This window comes from Solibacillus sp. FSL W8-0474 (assembly GCF_038004065.1).
GTDB lineage: Bacteria > Bacillota > Bacilli > Bacillales_A > Planococcaceae > Solibacillus > Solibacillus faecavium.
Window position 1 is genome coordinate 2,942,315 of sequence record NZ_JBBOQJ010000001.1, and the last position, 16,300, is coordinate 2,958,614.

Annotated in this window: 13 protein-coding genes, 40 tRNA genes and 1 rRNA gene; 4 read left to right on the forward strand and 50 right to left on the reverse strand. The window is 40.2% G+C overall.

Annotation, left to right across the window (positions count from 1 at the left end):
* Positions 1 to 44: 44 nt before the first annotated feature.
* A complete protein-coding gene (locus NYE67_RS14800) occupies positions 45 to 488 on the reverse strand; it encodes a Dps family protein (protein WP_191700653.1) in 444 nt (147 codons plus the stop codon).
* Positions 489 to 727: 239 nt separating this feature from the next.
* Between NYE67_RS14800 and NYE67_RS14805 the strand changes: the two genes are divergently transcribed.
* The 3 genes from NYE67_RS14805 (at position 728) to NYE67_RS14815 (ending at position 2,243) form a co-directional block, all read left to right on the forward strand.
* Positions 728 to 880, forward strand: coding sequence for a hypothetical protein (locus NYE67_RS14805; RefSeq protein ID WP_191700654.1), 153 nt, complete (start codon positions 728 to 730; stop codon positions 878 to 880).
* 2 nt (positions 881 to 882) lie between these two features.
* Positions 883 to 1,116 (forward strand): membrane protein insertion efficiency factor YidD, encoded by a 234-nt coding sequence (yidD, locus tag NYE67_RS14810; RefSeq protein ID WP_191700655.1) that lies wholly within the window; start codon positions 883 to 885, stop codon positions 1,114 to 1,116.
* Between the two features lie 104 nt (positions 1,117 to 1,220).
* The gene (locus NYE67_RS14815; RefSeq protein ID WP_340730356.1) at positions 1,221 to 2,243 is read left to right on the forward strand and encodes a metal ABC transporter solute-binding protein, Zn/Mn family; all 1,023 of its coding nucleotides are present in this window, start codon (positions 1,221 to 1,223) and stop codon (positions 2,241 to 2,243) included.
* A gap of 53 nt (positions 2,244 to 2,296) precedes the next feature.
* Here the strand turns inward: NYE67_RS14815 and NYE67_RS14820 are convergent, their stop codons facing one another.
* The 5 genes from NYE67_RS14820 to NYE67_RS14840 form a co-directional block, all read right to left on the reverse strand.
* Positions 2,297 to 3,736 carry an o-succinylbenzoate--CoA ligase gene (locus NYE67_RS14820; RefSeq protein ID WP_340728737.1) on the reverse strand — a complete coding sequence of 480 codons (1,440 nt, stop codon included), beginning with the start codon at positions 3,734 to 3,736 and terminating at the stop codon, positions 2,297 to 2,299.
* Positions 3,737 to 3,810: 74 nt separating this feature from the next.
* Positions 3,811 to 4,635 carry a 1,4-dihydroxy-2-naphthoyl-CoA synthase gene (menB, locus tag NYE67_RS14825; protein WP_191705226.1) on the reverse strand — a complete coding sequence of 275 codons (825 nt, stop codon included), beginning with the start codon at positions 4,633 to 4,635 and terminating at the stop codon, positions 3,811 to 3,813.
* Positions 4,636 to 4,656: 21 nt separating this feature from the next.
* Positions 4,657 to 5,472, reverse strand: coding sequence for a 2-succinyl-6-hydroxy-2,4-cyclohexadiene-1-carboxylate synthase (gene menH / locus NYE67_RS14830; RefSeq protein WP_340728738.1), 816 nt, complete (start codon positions 5,470 to 5,472; stop codon positions 4,657 to 4,659).
* Entirely contained in the window at positions 5,454 to 7,187 is a 1,734-nt protein-coding gene (gene menD / locus NYE67_RS14835; RefSeq protein WP_340728739.1) for a 2-succinyl-5-enolpyruvyl-6-hydroxy-3-cyclohexene-1-carboxylic-acid synthase, read from the reverse strand. The genes menH and menD overlap by 19 nt, the downstream gene beginning before the upstream one ends.
* Positions 7,180 to 8,562 carry an isochorismate synthase gene (locus NYE67_RS14840; protein WP_340728740.1) on the reverse strand — a complete coding sequence of 461 codons (1,383 nt, stop codon included), beginning with the start codon at positions 8,560 to 8,562 and terminating at the stop codon, positions 7,180 to 7,182. Before NYE67_RS14840 ends, menD begins: the two co-directional genes overlap by 8 nt.
* 240 nt (positions 8,563 to 8,802) lie before the next feature.
* Between NYE67_RS14840 and NYE67_RS14845 the strand changes: the two genes are divergently transcribed.
* On the forward strand, positions 8,803 to 9,720 hold the full coding sequence (locus tag NYE67_RS14845; RefSeq protein WP_340730357.1) for a 1,4-dihydroxy-2-naphthoate polyprenyltransferase: 918 nt from the start codon (positions 8,803 to 8,805) through the stop codon (positions 9,718 to 9,720).
* 38 nt (positions 9,721 to 9,758) lie between these two features.
* Here NYE67_RS14845 and NYE67_RS14850 read toward each other — a convergent pair whose 3' ends face one another.
* The 44 genes from NYE67_RS14850 to rrf all read right to left on the reverse strand — a co-directional run bounded on the left by NYE67_RS14850 (position 9,759) and on the right by rrf (position 16,275).
* On the reverse strand, positions 9,759 to 10,106 hold the full coding sequence (locus NYE67_RS14850) for a TraR/DksA C4-type zinc finger protein (protein WP_340728741.1): 348 nt from the start codon (positions 10,104 to 10,106) through the stop codon (positions 9,759 to 9,761).
* A 65-nt stretch (positions 10,107 to 10,171) separates the two neighbouring features.
* On the reverse strand, positions 10,172 to 10,930 hold the full coding sequence (locus NYE67_RS14855; RefSeq protein WP_340730358.1) for a MerR family transcriptional regulator: 759 nt from the start codon (positions 10,928 to 10,930) through the stop codon (positions 10,172 to 10,174).
* 162 nt (positions 10,931 to 11,092) lie between these two features.
* Positions 11,093 to 11,716, reverse strand: coding sequence for an NUDIX hydrolase (locus NYE67_RS14860; protein ID WP_340728743.1), 624 nt, complete (start codon positions 11,714 to 11,716; stop codon positions 11,093 to 11,095).
* A gap of 70 nt (positions 11,717 to 11,786) precedes the next feature.
* A tRNA-Glu gene (locus NYE67_RS14865) sits at positions 11,787 to 11,858 on the reverse strand.
* Between the two features lie 2 nt (positions 11,859 to 11,860).
* Positions 11,861 to 11,951: transfer RNA gene (locus NYE67_RS14870), tRNA-Ser, on the reverse strand.
* Between the two features lie 12 nt (positions 11,952 to 11,963).
* Positions 11,964 to 12,039: transfer RNA gene (locus NYE67_RS14875), tRNA-Asn, on the reverse strand.
* Positions 12,040 to 12,052: 13 nt separating this feature from the next.
* A tRNA-Ile gene (locus tag NYE67_RS14880) sits at positions 12,053 to 12,129 on the reverse strand.
* Between the two features lie 12 nt (positions 12,130 to 12,141).
* A tRNA-Gly gene (locus NYE67_RS14885) sits at positions 12,142 to 12,215 on the reverse strand.
* A 5-nt stretch (positions 12,216 to 12,220) separates the two neighbouring features.
* A tRNA-Phe gene (locus tag NYE67_RS14890) sits at positions 12,221 to 12,296 on the reverse strand.
* Between the two features lie 5 nt (positions 12,297 to 12,301).
* Positions 12,302 to 12,377: transfer RNA gene (locus NYE67_RS14895), tRNA-Asp, on the reverse strand.
* 3 nt (positions 12,378 to 12,380) lie between these two features.
* Positions 12,381 to 12,455 (reverse strand) — tRNA-Met (locus NYE67_RS14900).
* A gap of 46 nt (positions 12,456 to 12,501) precedes the next feature.
* A tRNA-Ser gene (locus NYE67_RS14905) sits at positions 12,502 to 12,594 on the reverse strand.
* A 20-nt stretch (positions 12,595 to 12,614) separates the two neighbouring features.
* Positions 12,615 to 12,691 (reverse strand) — tRNA-Ile (locus NYE67_RS14910).
* A gap of 6 nt (positions 12,692 to 12,697) precedes the next feature.
* Positions 12,698 to 12,771, reverse strand: a tRNA-Met gene (locus NYE67_RS14915).
* Positions 12,772 to 12,796: 25 nt separating this feature from the next.
* Positions 12,797 to 12,872, reverse strand: a tRNA-Ala gene (locus tag NYE67_RS14920).
* Positions 12,873 to 12,880: 8 nt separating this feature from the next.
* A tRNA-Pro gene (locus NYE67_RS14925) sits at positions 12,881 to 12,957 on the reverse strand.
* Positions 12,958 to 12,962: 5 nt separating this feature from the next.
* Positions 12,963 to 13,039, reverse strand: a tRNA-Arg gene (locus tag NYE67_RS14930).
* A gap of 17 nt (positions 13,040 to 13,056) precedes the next feature.
* Positions 13,057 to 13,145 (reverse strand) — tRNA-Leu (locus NYE67_RS14935).
* A 5-nt stretch (positions 13,146 to 13,150) separates the two neighbouring features.
* Positions 13,151 to 13,225 (reverse strand) — tRNA-Gly (locus NYE67_RS14940).
* 45 nt (positions 13,226 to 13,270) lie between these two features.
* Positions 13,271 to 13,355 (reverse strand) — tRNA-Leu (locus tag NYE67_RS14945).
* Positions 13,356 to 13,372: 17 nt separating this feature from the next.
* Positions 13,373 to 13,448, reverse strand: a tRNA-Lys gene (locus NYE67_RS14950).
* Positions 13,449 to 13,454: 6 nt separating this feature from the next.
* Positions 13,455 to 13,530: transfer RNA gene (locus NYE67_RS14955), tRNA-Thr, on the reverse strand.
* A 9-nt stretch (positions 13,531 to 13,539) separates the two neighbouring features.
* Positions 13,540 to 13,615 (reverse strand) — tRNA-Val (locus NYE67_RS14960).
* A 706-nt stretch (positions 13,616 to 14,321) separates the two neighbouring features.
* Positions 14,322 to 14,393: transfer RNA gene (locus NYE67_RS14965), tRNA-Glu, on the reverse strand.
* Positions 14,394 to 14,395: 2 nt separating this feature from the next.
* A tRNA-Ser gene (locus NYE67_RS14970) sits at positions 14,396 to 14,486 on the reverse strand.
* Positions 14,487 to 14,498: 12 nt separating this feature from the next.
* Positions 14,499 to 14,574 (reverse strand) — tRNA-Asn (locus NYE67_RS14975).
* A 13-nt stretch (positions 14,575 to 14,587) separates the two neighbouring features.
* A tRNA-Ile gene (locus NYE67_RS14980) sits at positions 14,588 to 14,664 on the reverse strand.
* 13 nt (positions 14,665 to 14,677) lie between these two features.
* Positions 14,678 to 14,751, reverse strand: a tRNA-Gly gene (locus NYE67_RS14985).
* Between the two features lie 5 nt (positions 14,752 to 14,756).
* Positions 14,757 to 14,832, reverse strand: a tRNA-Phe gene (locus NYE67_RS14990).
* A 5-nt stretch (positions 14,833 to 14,837) separates the two neighbouring features.
* Positions 14,838 to 14,913 (reverse strand) — tRNA-Asp (locus NYE67_RS14995).
* Positions 14,914 to 14,916: 3 nt separating this feature from the next.
* Positions 14,917 to 14,991, reverse strand: a tRNA-Met gene (locus tag NYE67_RS15000).
* Between the two features lie 46 nt (positions 14,992 to 15,037).
* Positions 15,038 to 15,130 (reverse strand) — tRNA-Ser (locus NYE67_RS15005).
* Positions 15,131 to 15,150: 20 nt separating this feature from the next.
* Positions 15,151 to 15,227 (reverse strand) — tRNA-Ile (locus tag NYE67_RS15010).
* Positions 15,228 to 15,233: 6 nt separating this feature from the next.
* Positions 15,234 to 15,307: transfer RNA gene (locus NYE67_RS15015), tRNA-Met, on the reverse strand.
* 25 nt (positions 15,308 to 15,332) lie between these two features.
* Positions 15,333 to 15,408 (reverse strand) — tRNA-Ala (locus tag NYE67_RS15020).
* 8 nt (positions 15,409 to 15,416) lie between these two features.
* Positions 15,417 to 15,493: transfer RNA gene (locus NYE67_RS15025), tRNA-Pro, on the reverse strand.
* A gap of 5 nt (positions 15,494 to 15,498) precedes the next feature.
* A tRNA-Arg gene (locus tag NYE67_RS15030) sits at positions 15,499 to 15,575 on the reverse strand.
* A 17-nt stretch (positions 15,576 to 15,592) separates the two neighbouring features.
* Positions 15,593 to 15,681 (reverse strand) — tRNA-Leu (locus tag NYE67_RS15035).
* A 5-nt stretch (positions 15,682 to 15,686) separates the two neighbouring features.
* A tRNA-Gly gene (locus NYE67_RS15040) sits at positions 15,687 to 15,761 on the reverse strand.
* Positions 15,762 to 15,806: 45 nt separating this feature from the next.
* Positions 15,807 to 15,891, reverse strand: a tRNA-Leu gene (locus NYE67_RS15045).
* Positions 15,892 to 15,908: 17 nt separating this feature from the next.
* Positions 15,909 to 15,984, reverse strand: a tRNA-Lys gene (locus NYE67_RS15050).
* A 6-nt stretch (positions 15,985 to 15,990) separates the two neighbouring features.
* A tRNA-Thr gene (locus NYE67_RS15055) sits at positions 15,991 to 16,066 on the reverse strand.
* A 9-nt stretch (positions 16,067 to 16,075) separates the two neighbouring features.
* Positions 16,076 to 16,151, reverse strand: a tRNA-Val gene (locus NYE67_RS15060).
* 8 nt (positions 16,152 to 16,159) lie between these two features.
* A 5S ribosomal RNA gene (rrf, locus tag NYE67_RS15065) occupies positions 16,160 to 16,275 on the reverse strand.
* Positions 16,276 to 16,300 lie beyond the last annotated feature (25 nt).

The window sequence follows — 16,300 nt, forward strand, 5'->3', positions numbered from 1 at the left end:
TTATACATAAAAACGACCCCAATATTGGAGTCGCTTCTTCAAAACTAGTTACCTAAATATGCATTTAACATCCAAGTATGTTTCTCTAAGCTTTGGTATTGCGCATTCAGCATATCTTCTGTACGGTCATCGCCTTCTTCAGATGCTGCTTCCATCGCTTTTTCCAATGCATCCATAATCGTGTTAAAGTCCTCAATTAAAATAGATACCATTTCCTGCGTTTCTTCTTTACCAGACGCTTCTTTAATTAAAGAGATATCTAAATGCTCTTTTAATGTTGCCACAGGCTTGCCGCCCTTTGTTAAAATACGTTCGGCAATTTCATCTAGATTAAGTGTTACTTCATTGTATAACTCTTCAAATTTTGTGTGTAATGTAAAGAAAGACGGTCCATTTACATACCAGTGGTAGTTATGTAACTTTGTGTACATTACCGACCATGTTGCTACTAAATCGTTTAAATGTGTGTTTAATTGTTTCTTCGCCATAAACCTTCACCTCATAATTTTATATTTAAAACTTCAAAAAGAAATTTTAATCCTGAATTACAGTGAAAAGATAAGGATTTTCCACTACTAATTATATTATAACCGTTCCTCCACTTGTTAAAACCTTATAAATTCGACGATTATTCAAATTTAGCCGCGCTTTTTCATGTACAATAGTAAGGAATGAACCGGTTAGGGTGTAAATTTACTGTGCCGGTTAAATTAGTTGAGGTGAAAAAATGAGCTTACCAATCGTATTAATTATCATCATTACCATTATGGGGATTTTTGCGTTCTCCATAATTTTACTTGCTCGAAAAAACAAAGTATCATTAAAGCAAACGATTGATGCAAAACCAACCAATACCTTTAAAAATGGAGAGCAAAAATAGTTATGAAAAGGATATTTATTGGGCTAATACGAGTTTATCAAAAATATATTTCTCCTATGAAGCCCCCATCGTGCCGATTCCATCCGACTTGTTCGAGCTATGGTATTGAAGCAGTTCAGAAACATGGCGCTTTTAAAGGACTAATCATGACCATAATACGTATTTTAAAATGTCAGCCACTTCATCCGGGAGGTTTTGATCCGGTACCTGAAAAATGGCCTTCGAAAAGAAAATAATATTCGAAGGCTTTTTATATTGTTTTTTTTCTTTTAATATTGTATGATTGAAAATGTTCAAAAACACAAATCGTAATTGTTACTATTTAAGGAGATTTACTATAATGAAAAAATGGCTTTCTATTATTTCAATGCTTACATTTATTCTGTTATTAACTGCTTGCAGCAAAGATAATGAATCACCTGCCGAAACAGACAATACTCAATCGAATAATGATACTCTATCCATCTATACGACAGTTTATCCATTGCAATACTTAACAGAACGTATTGGCGGCGAATTTGTAGAGGTGGCTTCTATTTATCCTGCAGGTGCAAACGAGCACTCATTTGAACCAACGCAAAAGGATATGATGGCTTTAGCAGATTCGGATTTATTTTTCTTTATCGGACTTGGGCTAGAAGGCTTTGTTGAAAAAGCCAAAAAGACATTGGAAAACGAAGATGTAAAATTAGTTGCAACTGCTGATGGTGTAACAGAAGAGCAATTGCATATTTCGACTGGTCATACACATGCAGAAGCTACTACAGAACACGATGATCACGGTCATAATCATGACCATGATGAAGAAGATGAAGGTGATAAAGATCATGCTCATACCGATCATGATGCACATGTTTGGCTATCCCCTATTATTTCGCAACAGTTAGCCTTAACGATTAAAGAAGAGTTAACTAAGGCTTTACCTGAACATGAAGCAACTTTCAATGAAAACTACGAACAATTAGTAACAGATTTAGATACACTGCATTCTGAATTTGAAGAAATGGCTAGTGCTACTACTAAAAAAACGTTCTTCGTCTCACATGCAGCGTTTGGCTATATTGCCGGACATTATGGATTTAATCAAGTACCCGTTGCAGGTTTAAATTCGCAAAGTGAACCATCACAAAAAGAATTGACGACAATTGTGGACTTAGCTAATAAAGAAGGCATTGAATATATTTTCTTTGAGCAAAATGTTTCCTCAAACTTAACTGAAGTGATTCAAAAAGAAGTGAACGCAAAAACGTTAACTTTGCATAATTTGAGCGTGCTTACAAAAGAAGATGTTCAAAATAACGAAGATTACTTCTCATTAATGCGAAAGAATATTGAAGTATTAAAACAAGCATTATCAAAATAATATAAATGGTCCCAGCAATTGGTTAAAATGCTGGGACCATTTTTTTAGTGCCCTCATATATCATCCAGTAATTGAAGCAAATTTCTTCTTAATAGCTTGTTGGATCCGCTTCGAGGTAAGTTAGCAACAAAATGAACTTGTTTAGGTACTTTATAATTCGCTAAATTCATCTCACAAAAATCTATTATATTCTGTTCAGATATTTTTTCTTTCAATACGATAAATGCTACAGGCACCTGTCCCCATATGTCATGATCCATCCCGCAAACCCCTGCTTCCTTTACGTTAGGATGTGCGAGTAAAACATTTTCGATTTCGGCAGGATATATATTTTCGCCACCTGAGATAATCAAATCACTTCGACGGTCCACTACATACAAATAGCCTTCTTCATCCAAATAGCCAACATCCCCTGTATGTAGCCAGCCATCAATTGTTGTTGGTTTATGTTTGAACTGACCAATATATTTTGGCGTGACATGTGGTCCGCGTATTAATATTTCTCCAATAGACTCTCCATCTTTAGCGTCAATCTTTATGTCATTAAAGAACAATGGTTTTCCTGCAGAACCGATATGTGTCATTGCATCTTCATTTGCTAAAGTAGCGGTTTGGGATGCGGTTTCAGTCATTCCGTATGTTTGTGCTACACGCAAATTTAATTTTTCTGCTCGTTGTAAATAACCGATTGGCACCGGACCACCACCTGCTAACATCGTAGAAAATACGGGATGAGCTTTTTGATCAATGCGTTCCATTTCAGACAATATATTTTCCAACATAACTGCTACGACTGACATTTTCGTCACTGTACCTTTAATAATTTCCTGTGCACATTTTTTAGCATCGAATTTTTCATATAAACGTATTTTCATCCCGTATAGTAATGACCGGACTAAAATTGAAAAACCACTTATATGAAAAATCGGAACAGTACAAAGCCATGTATCCTTCTCTGAAATACCTATATTTAGTGCAGAACTAATTGCGCTTGAACTATGATTTGAAACCGTTTGACAGACTCCTTTCGGAAAGCCTGTTGTACCAGATGTATACATGATTGTGAGGGCGAAATCTTCATCCCAATGTGTTGAAATGTTAAATTCTGATTCAGACGTTTGATAAAGCTTAGAAAACATAATGATACGGTCATCATCAGGAAGCTTAGCAATGTCTTCATTGGCAACTAGAATCGCATCAACTTCTGCATCCTCAATTTGATATGCAAGTTCTTGCTTCGCTAACCTGCCGTTCAGTAAAACCACTTCACACTGTGCCTGCATACAAGCATATAGCAGTTCAACTAAAGCTGGTGTAGATGGAGCTAAAATGGCAACCCGTTTCCCATTCGTTAAATGAAGTGTATTCAATTTATAAGCTAACCGAACAGACTGTAGATAGAGCTCATTAAAGGTCCATTCTTGATCACCATAGCTAAGTGCAACGCGATTTGGTGTTAAATAGGCACGTTGTTTGATCCAGTTTGGCTGCATCCATTTTTCCTCCTATCGTAAAGAAAAGGGATGTCCATTTTCGGACATCCCTTTTGAATTATTATATGAACAAATCAAGGGAAACGAGGGAATTGACCGAAGTCTGGTTTACGTTTCTCTTTAAATGCATCGCGACCTTCTTTAGCTTCATCTGTAGTGTAGTAAAGAAGTGTAGCATCACCAGCAAGTTGCTGGATACCAGCTAAACCGTCTGTATCTGCATTCATAGCAGCTTTTAAGAAGCGTAATGCTGTTGGAGACATTTCAAGCATCTCTTCACACCATTTAACCGTTTCATCTTCTAACTGCTCATATGGCACAACCGTGTTAACTAAGCCCATATCAAGTGCTTCTTGTGCATCGTATTGACGGCATAAGTACCAAATTTCACGAGCTTTTTTATGTCCTACGATACGCGCTAAGTAACCTGAACCGTAACCAGCATCGAATGAGCCTACTTTAGGACCTGTTTGACCGAAGCGTGCATTTTCAGCAGCAATTGTTAAATCACATACTACGTGTAATACGTGACCGCCACCAATTGCATAACCAGCAACCATTGCTACGACTGGTTTAGGAATTTTACGAATTAACGTTTGTAAATCCAAAACATTTAAGCGAGGAATATTATCATCACCTACATAACCACCGTGGCCGCGTACTTTTTGGTCACCGCCTGAGCAGAATGCATGCTCGCCTTCACCTGTTAGGATAATTACGCCAACTTTTTCGTTATCGCGTGCACGTGTAAATGCGTCAATTAGTTCCGCTGTTGTTTTTGGACGGAATGCATTACGAACTTCCGGACGGTTAATCGTAATTTTTGCGATACCGTTATAGAATTCATACTTAATATCTTCATAAGTATGTAAAGATGTCCATAGACGTTGCTTTGTCATATATATTGCCTCCTAAATTGATTATGAAATCGTTTCCTTTACTATTGTAGCAAACTTTGTTGGATTTTCCACATGAATTGCGTGTCCAACTGCTGGAATTATGATGTGATTAGCTTTTACGATTTGTTTTTGCATTTCATCGTTTAATTGTACAAATTTTTCATCTAAAGCGCCTGTTATTAGAGTAACAGGCATCGGTAATGTAGTGAGAGGCTTTCCCCAAAGTTCTGGCATTACTCCTGTTCCCATACCACGCAAACTATTTGCAAGCCCGATTTCACGCTGTTGTACTCGCTCTTTTCTTATCTCCTGCTGCACCTCCGCAGGCAAAAGCTTTTGCGAGGCAAAAAGAGGAATGTCTTCCCATTTATTTACGAAAGATTCTACCCCATTTGCTACAATTTTCTCTGCAAGTTGTTCGTCAGCCATTTTTCGCGCTTTTCGCTGCTGTTCTTCCACTAAACCAGGAGAAGCACTTTCCAATATTAGATGAGTCAATTGGGAAGGAAACCGGACTGCATAACTTAAAGCCACACGTCCTCCCATCGAATAACCTAATAACACGAAATTTTTAAGATTCAAGGTACGAAATATTTCGTTCAGTAGCTCGATCTGAAATGTCATGGAATATTGCTTTTCTGTTAATGGCGCAGCTGTTTGTCCATGACCAATTAAATCTACCGCAATACAGCGAATGTTTGTTGGCAACTTTGCTATCACTCTATGCCATGTTTTAGTACTCCCGGTAAAACCATGCAATAGAACGATTGTTTGTTTAGCATCCTCATTCCATTGTTCCACATACACATCTAAATCTTTTACAGCGAATCGAGCCACTGTTCAATCACCTCGTTAATACGTGTCCACAATAGACGATGCTGCTTTACATTTTCTTCGCGATCAGTAAACACCTCAATTAGTTTTAAAGAGGCTTGTTTATTTGTTGCCAATGTATTGATAAGTTCAGCTTTTGTTTTTGCTTTTTCGTATTCCATATCGTACATGCTAGCAACCTGCTCGAATGTTAACTCAGTCGGTGTACCGAATAAATCCTCATAGTGTGCTTCTACTTTTGACTGGGGTAAATATGAGAATATTCCACCGCCATCATTGTTCATTACGATGACTGTGAGATCACAGTTCTGATAACGGCTTGCAATGAATGCATTTGTATCATGTAGGAACGCTAAATCTCCAATCAGTAAATATGTTTTACGCATTTTACGACCATTGCTAAAGCCAAGTGCAGTAGATGTCACCCCATCAATTCCATTGGCCCCTCTGTTTGCGAATATTTGAACTGATCGATTAGTTGAAAGTAAAAAAGTATCTATATCACGAATCGGCATACTGCTGCTTACGAATATGTCAGCTTCTTCTTCAATATTTGCAAACAGTGATTGAACCATTGCCCCTTCATCGTCAGCATAATCACTATATTTTTCTATAACATCCGATGCGAGTAAATCGGCCATTTTCCAAAACTGAACATATTCGATTTCAGCTACAGAATGTTGTAGCTCAATTTCACTTAGCCACTCCCCTGGAAGCGCATGGATAAAGTGCGTGGACATATGTGTAGAGTCTCTATACATTGGGTCCTCATCGATAATAATGTAGCTTTGCGGATTTGCTTGGACGATAAATTGCATTAAGAATTTCGATACTGGCTGTGCTCCGAAACGAATAACCGTTTGCGGACGGACATTTTGTTTGAAACGCTCATTTTTCATCAAGGCATCATATGTAGAAATTGCATACACTTGGCAATCCTCAGGTACTTCTGTGCGTAGATTCGATAAGCTTTCAATCATTACCGGCCACTTTACCTCACGAATAAAGTTCCATACATGATTGGTATCTGTTCCTAATGGCAATTCACCTATAATTATCATTCCATTTGTTGTTCGTTCCAAAATATGTGTCAACTCAGCGATCGCTTGCTTTGAAGGTATCAGCTCATTTGTATAGCTTTTTATATAACTGGACTTCGGCAGCATATCTTTAAAATCGATCATTAATGGTTCACGGAATGGAATATTCAAATGTACCGGTCCAAATGGTGCAGTTGTTGCAATATTTACCGCGCGGACAGTATGACGCTCAATAAATGGCAACGTTTGCGGCGCATTGTCTGGAATCGGGAATTCAGCTGACCACTTTACGTTTTCGCCGTAAAGTCGTACTTGATTGATCGTTTGTGGTGCACCCACTTCTCTTAATTCATGTGGACGATCAGCTGTTAAAATGATTAAAGGCACCCTTGCATATTTCGCTTCGACAATTGCTGGGTAGTAGTTTGCAGCTGCCGTACCTGATGTACATAGTAATACAACAGGTTTTGCCGTAGCTTTAGCTAAACCAAGTGCATAAAAAGCAGCTGCGCGCTCATCCACTTGTCGATGCATCTCCAACTCCTTTGTTGAAGCAAATGCATATGCAAGCGGAGTAGAGCGAGAGCCAGGACTAATAACGACTTTCTCTACACCAGATGCTACTAAAGCCGATACAATTTGATATACATAATTTGATAATATTTCACGCTCATTCATGTAATTTACCTCCAAGCGCCCGTAGCATCGGACGGAATTTCACGAGCGTCTCTTCATATTCCGATTGCGCTTCTGAATCTGCTACAATCCCACCGCCTGCATATAAGTATGCCTTATCCTGTACTAAAGCAGCAGAACGAATTGCTACAGCGAATTCCCCATTTCCATCTGCATCAATCCAACCAATAGGTGCTGCATAAAGCCCTCGATTCATCGGCTCGTACGCGCGGATCATTTTCATTGCCTGTTCGCGAGGCACACCCCCTAATGCTGGAGTTGGATGTAAATGTTTCACTAGCTGTAAAATCGTTGCGTCTTTATTTAAATTCCCTTCAACAGGAGTATATAAATGCTGAATATCTCTGATTTTCAAAAGCTTCGGTCCATGAGGCACTTTAACATCAGTACAATTTTTTTCAAATATGTCAGTAATCATTTCAACGACATAATGATGTTCACCAAGGTTTTTCATATCATTTAGTAGGCTTTGTCCCAATGCTTCATCAGCTTCTGCAGTTAATCCACGCTTTATTGAACCCGCAACACAAGAAGAATAAGCTCGTCCATTTTCTACTTTTACTAAACGTTCTGGAGATGCACCATAAAATAATAAATCACCGTGCTCTAAGCCAAATAGATAACTTTCCGGTTGCTCATGAACAACATGCGATAAAATTTGCGGCGATGTAATCGCTTCCTTAAATTGCAATGCTAAAGAACGCGCAATTACTACCTTCTGCGCTTCGTTATCTTTTATTAAACTTGTCACTTTGTGAATGGAATTTAAATAGTCTTCCTTAAATGGCTCCATATAGCTGGTCATCGTCGGCTTTGCATATGTTTTAACTTCCTTTACTTGTGCCGCATGAATTAGCTCATCACGCTCTTTACGCAATGTCTCAAAAGTCTTGGCGCTATTTGCTTCATCTGTAATATAGTTAATTGTTACATACGCTTTATCATTTCGAATGACTAACTGATGGGTTGCTACTGTAAAATAGCTTTGCGGGAAGTTTGTCCATTCTGCTGATACTTCATTTTGTGGGTCAAATGTGAAACCACCAAAAAGAATAGGCTGTAGGTGCTGATCTTCTTGCACAATTTGACTAGTTAGCTTTTTCCAATGTTGCTCAACTAAATCAAAACGGGAGTCAGATGCATTATTTTCTATTGTGTATGCATGACCTAAACCGACCAAAGTGAAAGTTTTTTCACGATTTTGCCAGTAATTGCGTTTTCCTTTATATTTCTTTTCACCCGCTGCAAAAAACGCTAAAGCGGATAAACGACTTACTTCGATTGTTTCTATATAAAAAATTTGTTTTGAATTTAAGCCTACTTCGATTTCAGTGGCGTTGTACCACTTGTGTTGCATGAAAATTCCCTCCGTCATGTTGCAAATTCACTAAGTATGATGCAATTACCACGTTTTTTAATACGTGCTAAAATTTTTATAATTTGCTCAATTTATTTGCGTTCGTTCTCTAAATAATACCTCTCCTATCATACCATTTTTCAAGCAATCGTTACATGTATTCATGCTTCACTCTGTTCTTTTTGTTGTAATTGCTTTACAATAGTTTAGATAATTGTATTTGGTAAGGAGCGTTTTTTTATGACAAAAGTCGTTGAAGCGGACAAAGGGTTTAAAGTTTGGTGGCATTTAACGCGTCCCCATACATTAACAGCTTCATTTGTACCAGTATTACTAGGTACTTCAATGGCACTTGCAATAGACCATGAAACAATTCATTTTGGATTGTTTTTTGCAATGCTTATAGCTAGTATGCTCATTCAGGCAGCTACAAATATGTTCAATGAATATTATGATTATAAGCTTGGACTGGATAACGAAAATTCAGTCGGCATTGGGGGTACAATTGTCCGGCACGGTGTAGCACCGAAGACAATTATGATGATTGCGCTAAGCTTTTATGGAGTGGCGATGCTTCTAGGCATATACATATGTGCGATGACTTCGTGGTGGTTAGTAGCTGTTGGTCTTGTTTGCATGCTTATTGGCTACTTGTATACAGGTGGTCCATATCCGATTGCCTATTCACCTTTTGGGGAGTTAGTTTCCGGAGCTGTTATGGGGATGGGTATTATTTTAATCGCCTTCTATATTCAAACAGGGGAAGTAACACTCGATGCAGTATTAATCTCAGTTCCTAGTATGATTTTAGTGGGAGCAATTATGCTTTCCAATAACATCCGTGACATAGTAGGAGATACTGAAGGCGGTCGCAAAACGATGGCTATATTGGTCGGCCGTCATAACGCCGTAACGATACTTGCTGCATTTTTTGTTGTATCTTATATTTGGATAGTAGGTCTCGTTTTTCTTGGGCATTTAACACCATGGGCTTTACTTGTATTATTAAGTGCGAAAAAGCCAATCGATTCCATTAAACTATTCCGTGCTAAAGAAAAGCCTTTAGAAGTAATGCCTGCTATGAAGTTTACTGCACAAACGAACACTATTTTTGGTTTCCTTTTGGCGATTGGTTTATTGTTTTCATATTTTCTTTAAAAGTAAAGAGGCATGTTGTCATCAACATGCCTCTTTTATTATTCCACATTTTCTTTTTCTGCATGATCAACACATGTTAAAGCTGTAGGAATCGCTTCTAAACGTCCAAACGGAATGTTTTCACCACATACAGCACATTTTCCATATGTACCCTCATCCATTGCAGTTAATGCGGTTTTAATTCTCTCGATTTCTTCTTCCTTCAATTCATTTAACGTAAGTTCCGTTATAACTGTTGTCAAATCCGTAGCTGCATCAGCTGGATGATTATCAATCGCGGATAACTCTGTTTCCTCAACAGGCAGTTCTTCATTGATAAACTGCTCTAATGTCGCAAGCTCATCCTCTAATGTGTGACGTAATTGTTGTAATTGATCGCTATTCATATTAAATCCCCCTTTTATCTGGTAATTAAATATTACCTAAATGAGGATTTCTAAAACATCTCTACTTATTTAATCGCTGTATATGCACTAATTGCATCATGCAAAAATAGAGTAGCACCTTTACCAACCTGTTGATCATAATACGAAATAAAGCGCTCATCGTATATATACATTTGTGCTAATCCTAGATGCGCTTCTTTCGTATATTTTGCCCAAGAAAAGCTTAACCAACGTTTATGAAGCTCTGCAACCTCCATAGCAATTGCTGAAGTAGTATCTCCTTGTTCCATCGCTTCTTTTAAACGTTCAAACAACTGCTTCTCTAACTGCTGCATAGCTTCGTATTGTTCTTCTGACATATTTTTCAGTTTGCCGTAGCTTGCTTCAACTTGTTCCTCACCATATTTTTCACGAATTTCCTGCCCATAGTTTTGTTCGTTTTCTTCCACTAATTTATTTTTGAACACTTTAAACTTCTCTTCATTTGTCATTTTAATATCCCCTTCCAACATATTGATTGTTTGATTTATTGTCTCAAGTAAATTATCGAGATAATTTCTTTTTTTTTGTATAAGCCCGTATTGTTTTTTTAACACTTCTTTTACTTCAAAATTTGGATCGTTTAATAAATTTTTAATCTCCTCTAGCTTAAAATCTAGCTCCCGATAAAATAGAATTTGTTGAAGTCGATCAATATCAGATTGATTATATTTTCTATAACCATTTTGCTCGACCGCTGAAGGCTTTAACAAGTCAATTTCATCATAGTACCTTAATGTTCGTGCACTTACACCAGATAACTTTGCCAACTCATTTACTAGCATGCCATCACCTCTTATTTAGTACTATAAAGGATGACGTAACGTAAAGGTCAATTGAAATTTGTTATAAATTGAATTTTTATTTTCAAATATAATTGGTGAAAGGATGATTTTTCAAAATCAATCGATATTGCACTATAAAAAAAAGGAAGCATTCCTAATCATTTAGGGTGCTTCCATAAAATTTTTCATTCTAGAAATTAACTCACTCAAGTACATTCTCGGTAATGTAGACATTTGTTTTAAACTAATATTTTTCACTTCAAAACATTTAACATCATTTTCATAGCGATATCCTGTCACTTCAACTTCCTTCACTGCTTCTTGAGCCAATTGCATAAAATGTTCCCATTTAGCACGATACATTCCATCAACTTCTTCACGTTGAATGGAAAACTGCTCAAATCCTCCTACCAACTCAAAAACAAAAATATTGGCAAATTCATTATCTTTTATTAATTCATTTTCGATACTATATGGAATTACTCCGAATGATTTTAATTGTGAAAACTTAGCAGTAATACCTATTTCCTCTTCAAGCTCTCGCACTCCATCTTCTACAGTTTCTGTAGAAAGTAAATGACCAGCAGCAGTAATATCGTATTGGCATGGGTAATCCTTTTTATATTTACTTCTCAGTTGAAAGTAAATATGCCACTCTGCATTAATTTTTTCAATAACCCAACAATGGAATACTTCATGCCAATATCCTCTTTCATGAATTATTTCACGATGTTCAACACCTATTTCTTTATAGTCTTTATCAAACATTTTTAAAAGCTCTGTCAAATTGTCATCTCCTTATATACAAAAAAGCTAAGTACTTTTCTAAGTACTTAGCTTTTCCTCTTCTTATGTATGACCCGTACGGGATTCGAACCCGTGTTACCGCCGTGAAAGGGCGGTGTCTTAACCACTTGACCAACGGGCCCATGGCGGAGACAGAGGGATTTGAACCCTCGCGCCGCTTACGCGACCTACACCCTTAGCAGGGGCGCCTCTTCAGCCTCTTGAGTATGTCCCCATGAATATAAAATGGCTCCGAAGGCAGGACTCGAACCTGCGACCTGCCGGTTAACAGCCGGATGCTCTACCAACTGAGCTACTTCGGAATAATGAATTATTTGGTGGGCCTAAATGGACTCGAACCATCGACCTCACGCTTATCAGGCGTGCGCTCTAACCAGCTGAGCTATAGGCCCTTATTTAAAAACTGGAGCGGGTGATCGGAATCGAACCGACAACATCAGCTTGGAAGGCTGAGGTTTTACCACTAAACTACACCCGCATAAATGGTGGGTTTGGACGGAATCGAACCGCCGACACTTAGAGCTTCAATCTAATGCTCTACCAACTGAGCTACAAACCCACAAATGGCGGTCCCGACCGGGATCGAACCGGCGATCTCCTGCGTGACAGGCAGGCATGTTAACCGCTACACCACGGGACCATTTGGTTGCGGGGACAGGACTTGAACCTGTGACCTTCGGGTTATGAGCCCGACGAGCTACCACTGCTCCACCCCGCGATAATACTATTTTCTTTAACCCTGCTTTAGCTACCCAGTAAATAAATGGAGGAGGTAGAGGGATTCGAACCCCCGCGCGGTGTTACCCGCCTGTCGGTTTTCAAGACCGATCCCTTCAGCCAGACTTGGGTATACCTCCATAATTACTATTGATTTAACTGGTGGACCTTACAGGACTCGAACCTGTGACCGGACGGTTATGAGCCGTCTGCTCTAACCAACTGAGCTAAAGGTCCTTAAGATAGCGGCGGAGGGAGTCGAACCCACGACCTTTCGGGTATGAACCGAATGCTCTAGCCAGCTGAGCTACACCGCCAGGATCTTTATTGGTTACATATTTATGGTGGAGCCTAGCGGGATCGAACCGCTGACCTCCTGCGTGCAAGGCAGGCGCTCTCCCAGCTGAGCTAAGGCCCCTTAAATAATGGTCGGAATGACAGGATTCGAACCTACGACCCCTTGGTCCCAAACCAAGTGCTCTACCAAGCTGAGCTACATTCCGAAATTTGGCGCGCCCGGCAGGAGTCGAACCCACAACCTTCTGATCCGTAGTCAGACGCTCTATCCAATTGAGCTACGGGCGCAAATTATATAGTAAAGATGGTGCCGAGGGCCGGAATCGAACCGGCACGGTGATCACTCACCGCAGGATTTTAAGTCCTGTGCGTCTGCCAGTTCCGCCACCCCGGCATTTTTGGAGCGGAAGACGAGGTTCGAACTCGCGACCCCCACCTTGGCAAGGTGGTGTTCTACCACTGAACTACTTCCGCAAAATGCATAAGATATTTTTACTCTGACAGTATTTGAAATTAAAATGGTGCGGGTGAAGGGAGTCGAACCCCCACGCCTTGCGGCGCTAGATCCTAAGTCTAGTGCGTCTGCCAATTCCGCCACACCCGCAGCAGACAATATAAAACTGGTGAGCCATGAAGGACTCGAACCTTCGACCCTCTGATTAAAAGTCAGATGCTCTACCAACTGAGCTAATGGCTCTCTAAATGGTGCCGGCGAAAGGAGTCGAACCCTCGACCTACTGATTACAAGTCAGTTGCTCTACCAACTGAGCTACACCGGCATTTAGAAATGGTGGAGGATGACGGGCTCGAACCGCCGACCCCCTGCTTGTAAGGCAGGTGCTCTCCCAGCTGAGCTAATCCTCCATGGGATATTCATCTTTTAGTTTATGTAATGTTTATCCTTTCTCTTAAGGACAAGATTTATAATATCAGTATTCTCGAAATAATGCAATACTCTTTTTAAAAATTTTTTCAAAAATAATATTTTTTTCTATGTTTACAATAACTTGTCTCAATTTCTAATAAAACCGATTACTTAGCATAACGAAATTTTAATATTTTTTCTCCATTTTTTCAATAGTTGTTTTCATTTTTTATAAATATAAATCATATTTGTATATTATGAATATTATTTCTGAATAATAACATTTAAATTTATATGGTATTTCATGTACTTTTAACTATATATTTCAAAAAATAAATTTAATTAATGTAATATAAAATGAGTAGATTTGTTATCTAATCCCTCTATTACTTTAATTACTTAGTCTTTATATCCTCGCTTTTAGAAAAGCTCCAATGGTATTATTTCTGTATTAGAACGAAGGAGACTACATCAATCTCATTGTTGAAAGGTTTACCTATAAGTATACAATAAAAGCTTTCTAGGACATTGTTAATTCAAATAAGCAGTTATTTCACGGGATTTGTACTATGCTTTATTGCTTGCCAAATTAAAACACACTTTTATTCATTTGTCTCTTCTTAATATTATAGAACCATATTATTAAAGTATATAAAAAACGCTAAGTACTTTTCTAGGTACTTAGCGTTTTTCTCTTCTTATGTATGACCCGTACGGGATTCGAACCCGTGTTACCGCCGTGAAAGGGCGGTGTCTTAACCACTTGACCAACGGGCCCATGGCGGAGACAGAGGGATTTGAACCCTCGCGCCGCTTACGCGACCTACACCCTTAGCAGGGGCGCCTCTTCAGCCTCTTGAGTATGTCCCCATGAATATAAAATGGCTCCGAAGGCAGGACTCGAACCTGCGACCTGCCGGTTAACAGCCGGATGCTCTACCAACTGAGCTACTTCGGAATAATGAATTATTTGGTGGGCCTAAATGGACTCGAACCATCGACCTCACGCTTATCAGGCGTGCGCTCTAACCAGCTGAGCTATAGGCCCTTATTTTAAAAACTGGAGCGGGTGATCGGAATCGAACCGACAACATCAGCTTGGAAGGCTGAGGTTTTACCACTAAACTACACCCGCATAAATGGTGGGTTTGGACGGAATCGAACCGCCGACACTTAGAGCTTCAATCTAATGCTCTACCAACTGAGCTACAAACCCACAAATGGCGGTCCCGACCGGGATCGAACCGGCGATCTCCTGCGTGACAGGCAGGCATGTTAACCGCTACACCACGGGACCATTTGGTTGCGGGGACAGGACTTGAACCTGTGACCTTCGGGTTATGAGCCCGACGAGCTACCACTGCTCCACCCCGCGATAATACTATTTTCTTTAACCCTGCTTTAGCTACCCAGTAAATAAATGGAGGAGGTAGAGGGATTCGAACCCCCGCGCGGTGTTACCCGCCTGTCGGTTTTCAAGACCGATCCCTTCAGCCAGACTTGGGTATACCTCCATAATTACTATTGATTTAACTGGTGGACCTTACAGGACTCGAACCTGTGACCGGACGGTTATGAGCCGTCTGCTCTAACCAACTGAGCTAAAGGTCCTTAAGATAGCGGCGGAGGGAGTCGAACCCACGACCTTTCGGGTATGAACCGAATGCTCTAGCCAGCTGAGCTACACCGCCAGGATCTTTATTGGTTACATATTTATGGTGGAGCCTAGCGGGATCGAACCGCTGACCTCCTGCGTGCAAGGCAGGCGCTCTCCCAGCTGAGCTAAGGCCCCTTAAATAATGGTCGGAATGACAGGATTCGAACCTACGACCCCTTGGTCCCAAACCAAGTGCTCTACCAAGCTGAGCTACATTCCGAAATTTGGCGCGCCCGGCAGGAGTCGAACCCACAACCTTCTGATCCGTAGTCAGACGCTCTATCCAATTGAGCTACGGGCGCAAATTATATAGTAAAGATGGTGCCGAGGGCCGGAATCGAACCGGCACGGTGATCACTCACCGCAGGATTTTAAGTCCTGTGCGTCTGCCAGTTCCGCCACCCCGGCATTTTTGGAGCGGAAGACGAGGTTCGAACTCGCGACCCCCACCTTGGCAAGGTGGTGTTCTACCACTGAACTACTTCCGCAAAATGCATAAGATATTTTTACTCTGACAGTATTTGAAATTAAAATGGTGCGGGTGAAGGGAGTCGAACCCCCACGCCTTGCGGCGCTAGATCCTAAGTCTAGTGCGTCTGCCAATTCCGCCACACCCGCAGCAGACAATATAAAACTGGTGAGCCATGAAGGACTCGAACCTTCGACCCTCTGATTAAAAGTCAGATGCTCTACCAACTGAGCTAATGGCTCTCTAAATGGTGCCGGCGAAAGGAGTCGAACCCTCGACCTACTGATTACAAGTCAGTTGCTCTACCAACTGAGCTACACCGGCATTTAGAAATGGTGGAGGATGACGGGCTCGAACCGCCGACCCTCTGCTTGTAAGGCAGATGCTCTCCCAGCTGAGCTAATCCTCCATATTTTTGCGAAGCGACGTCCTACTCTCACAGGGGGAAGCCCCCAACTACCATCGGCGCTAAAGAGCTTAACTTCCGTGTTCGGTATGGGAACGGGTGTGACCTCTTTGCCATCATCACTTCACTATTTTCGGCTTCCAATACAGCTT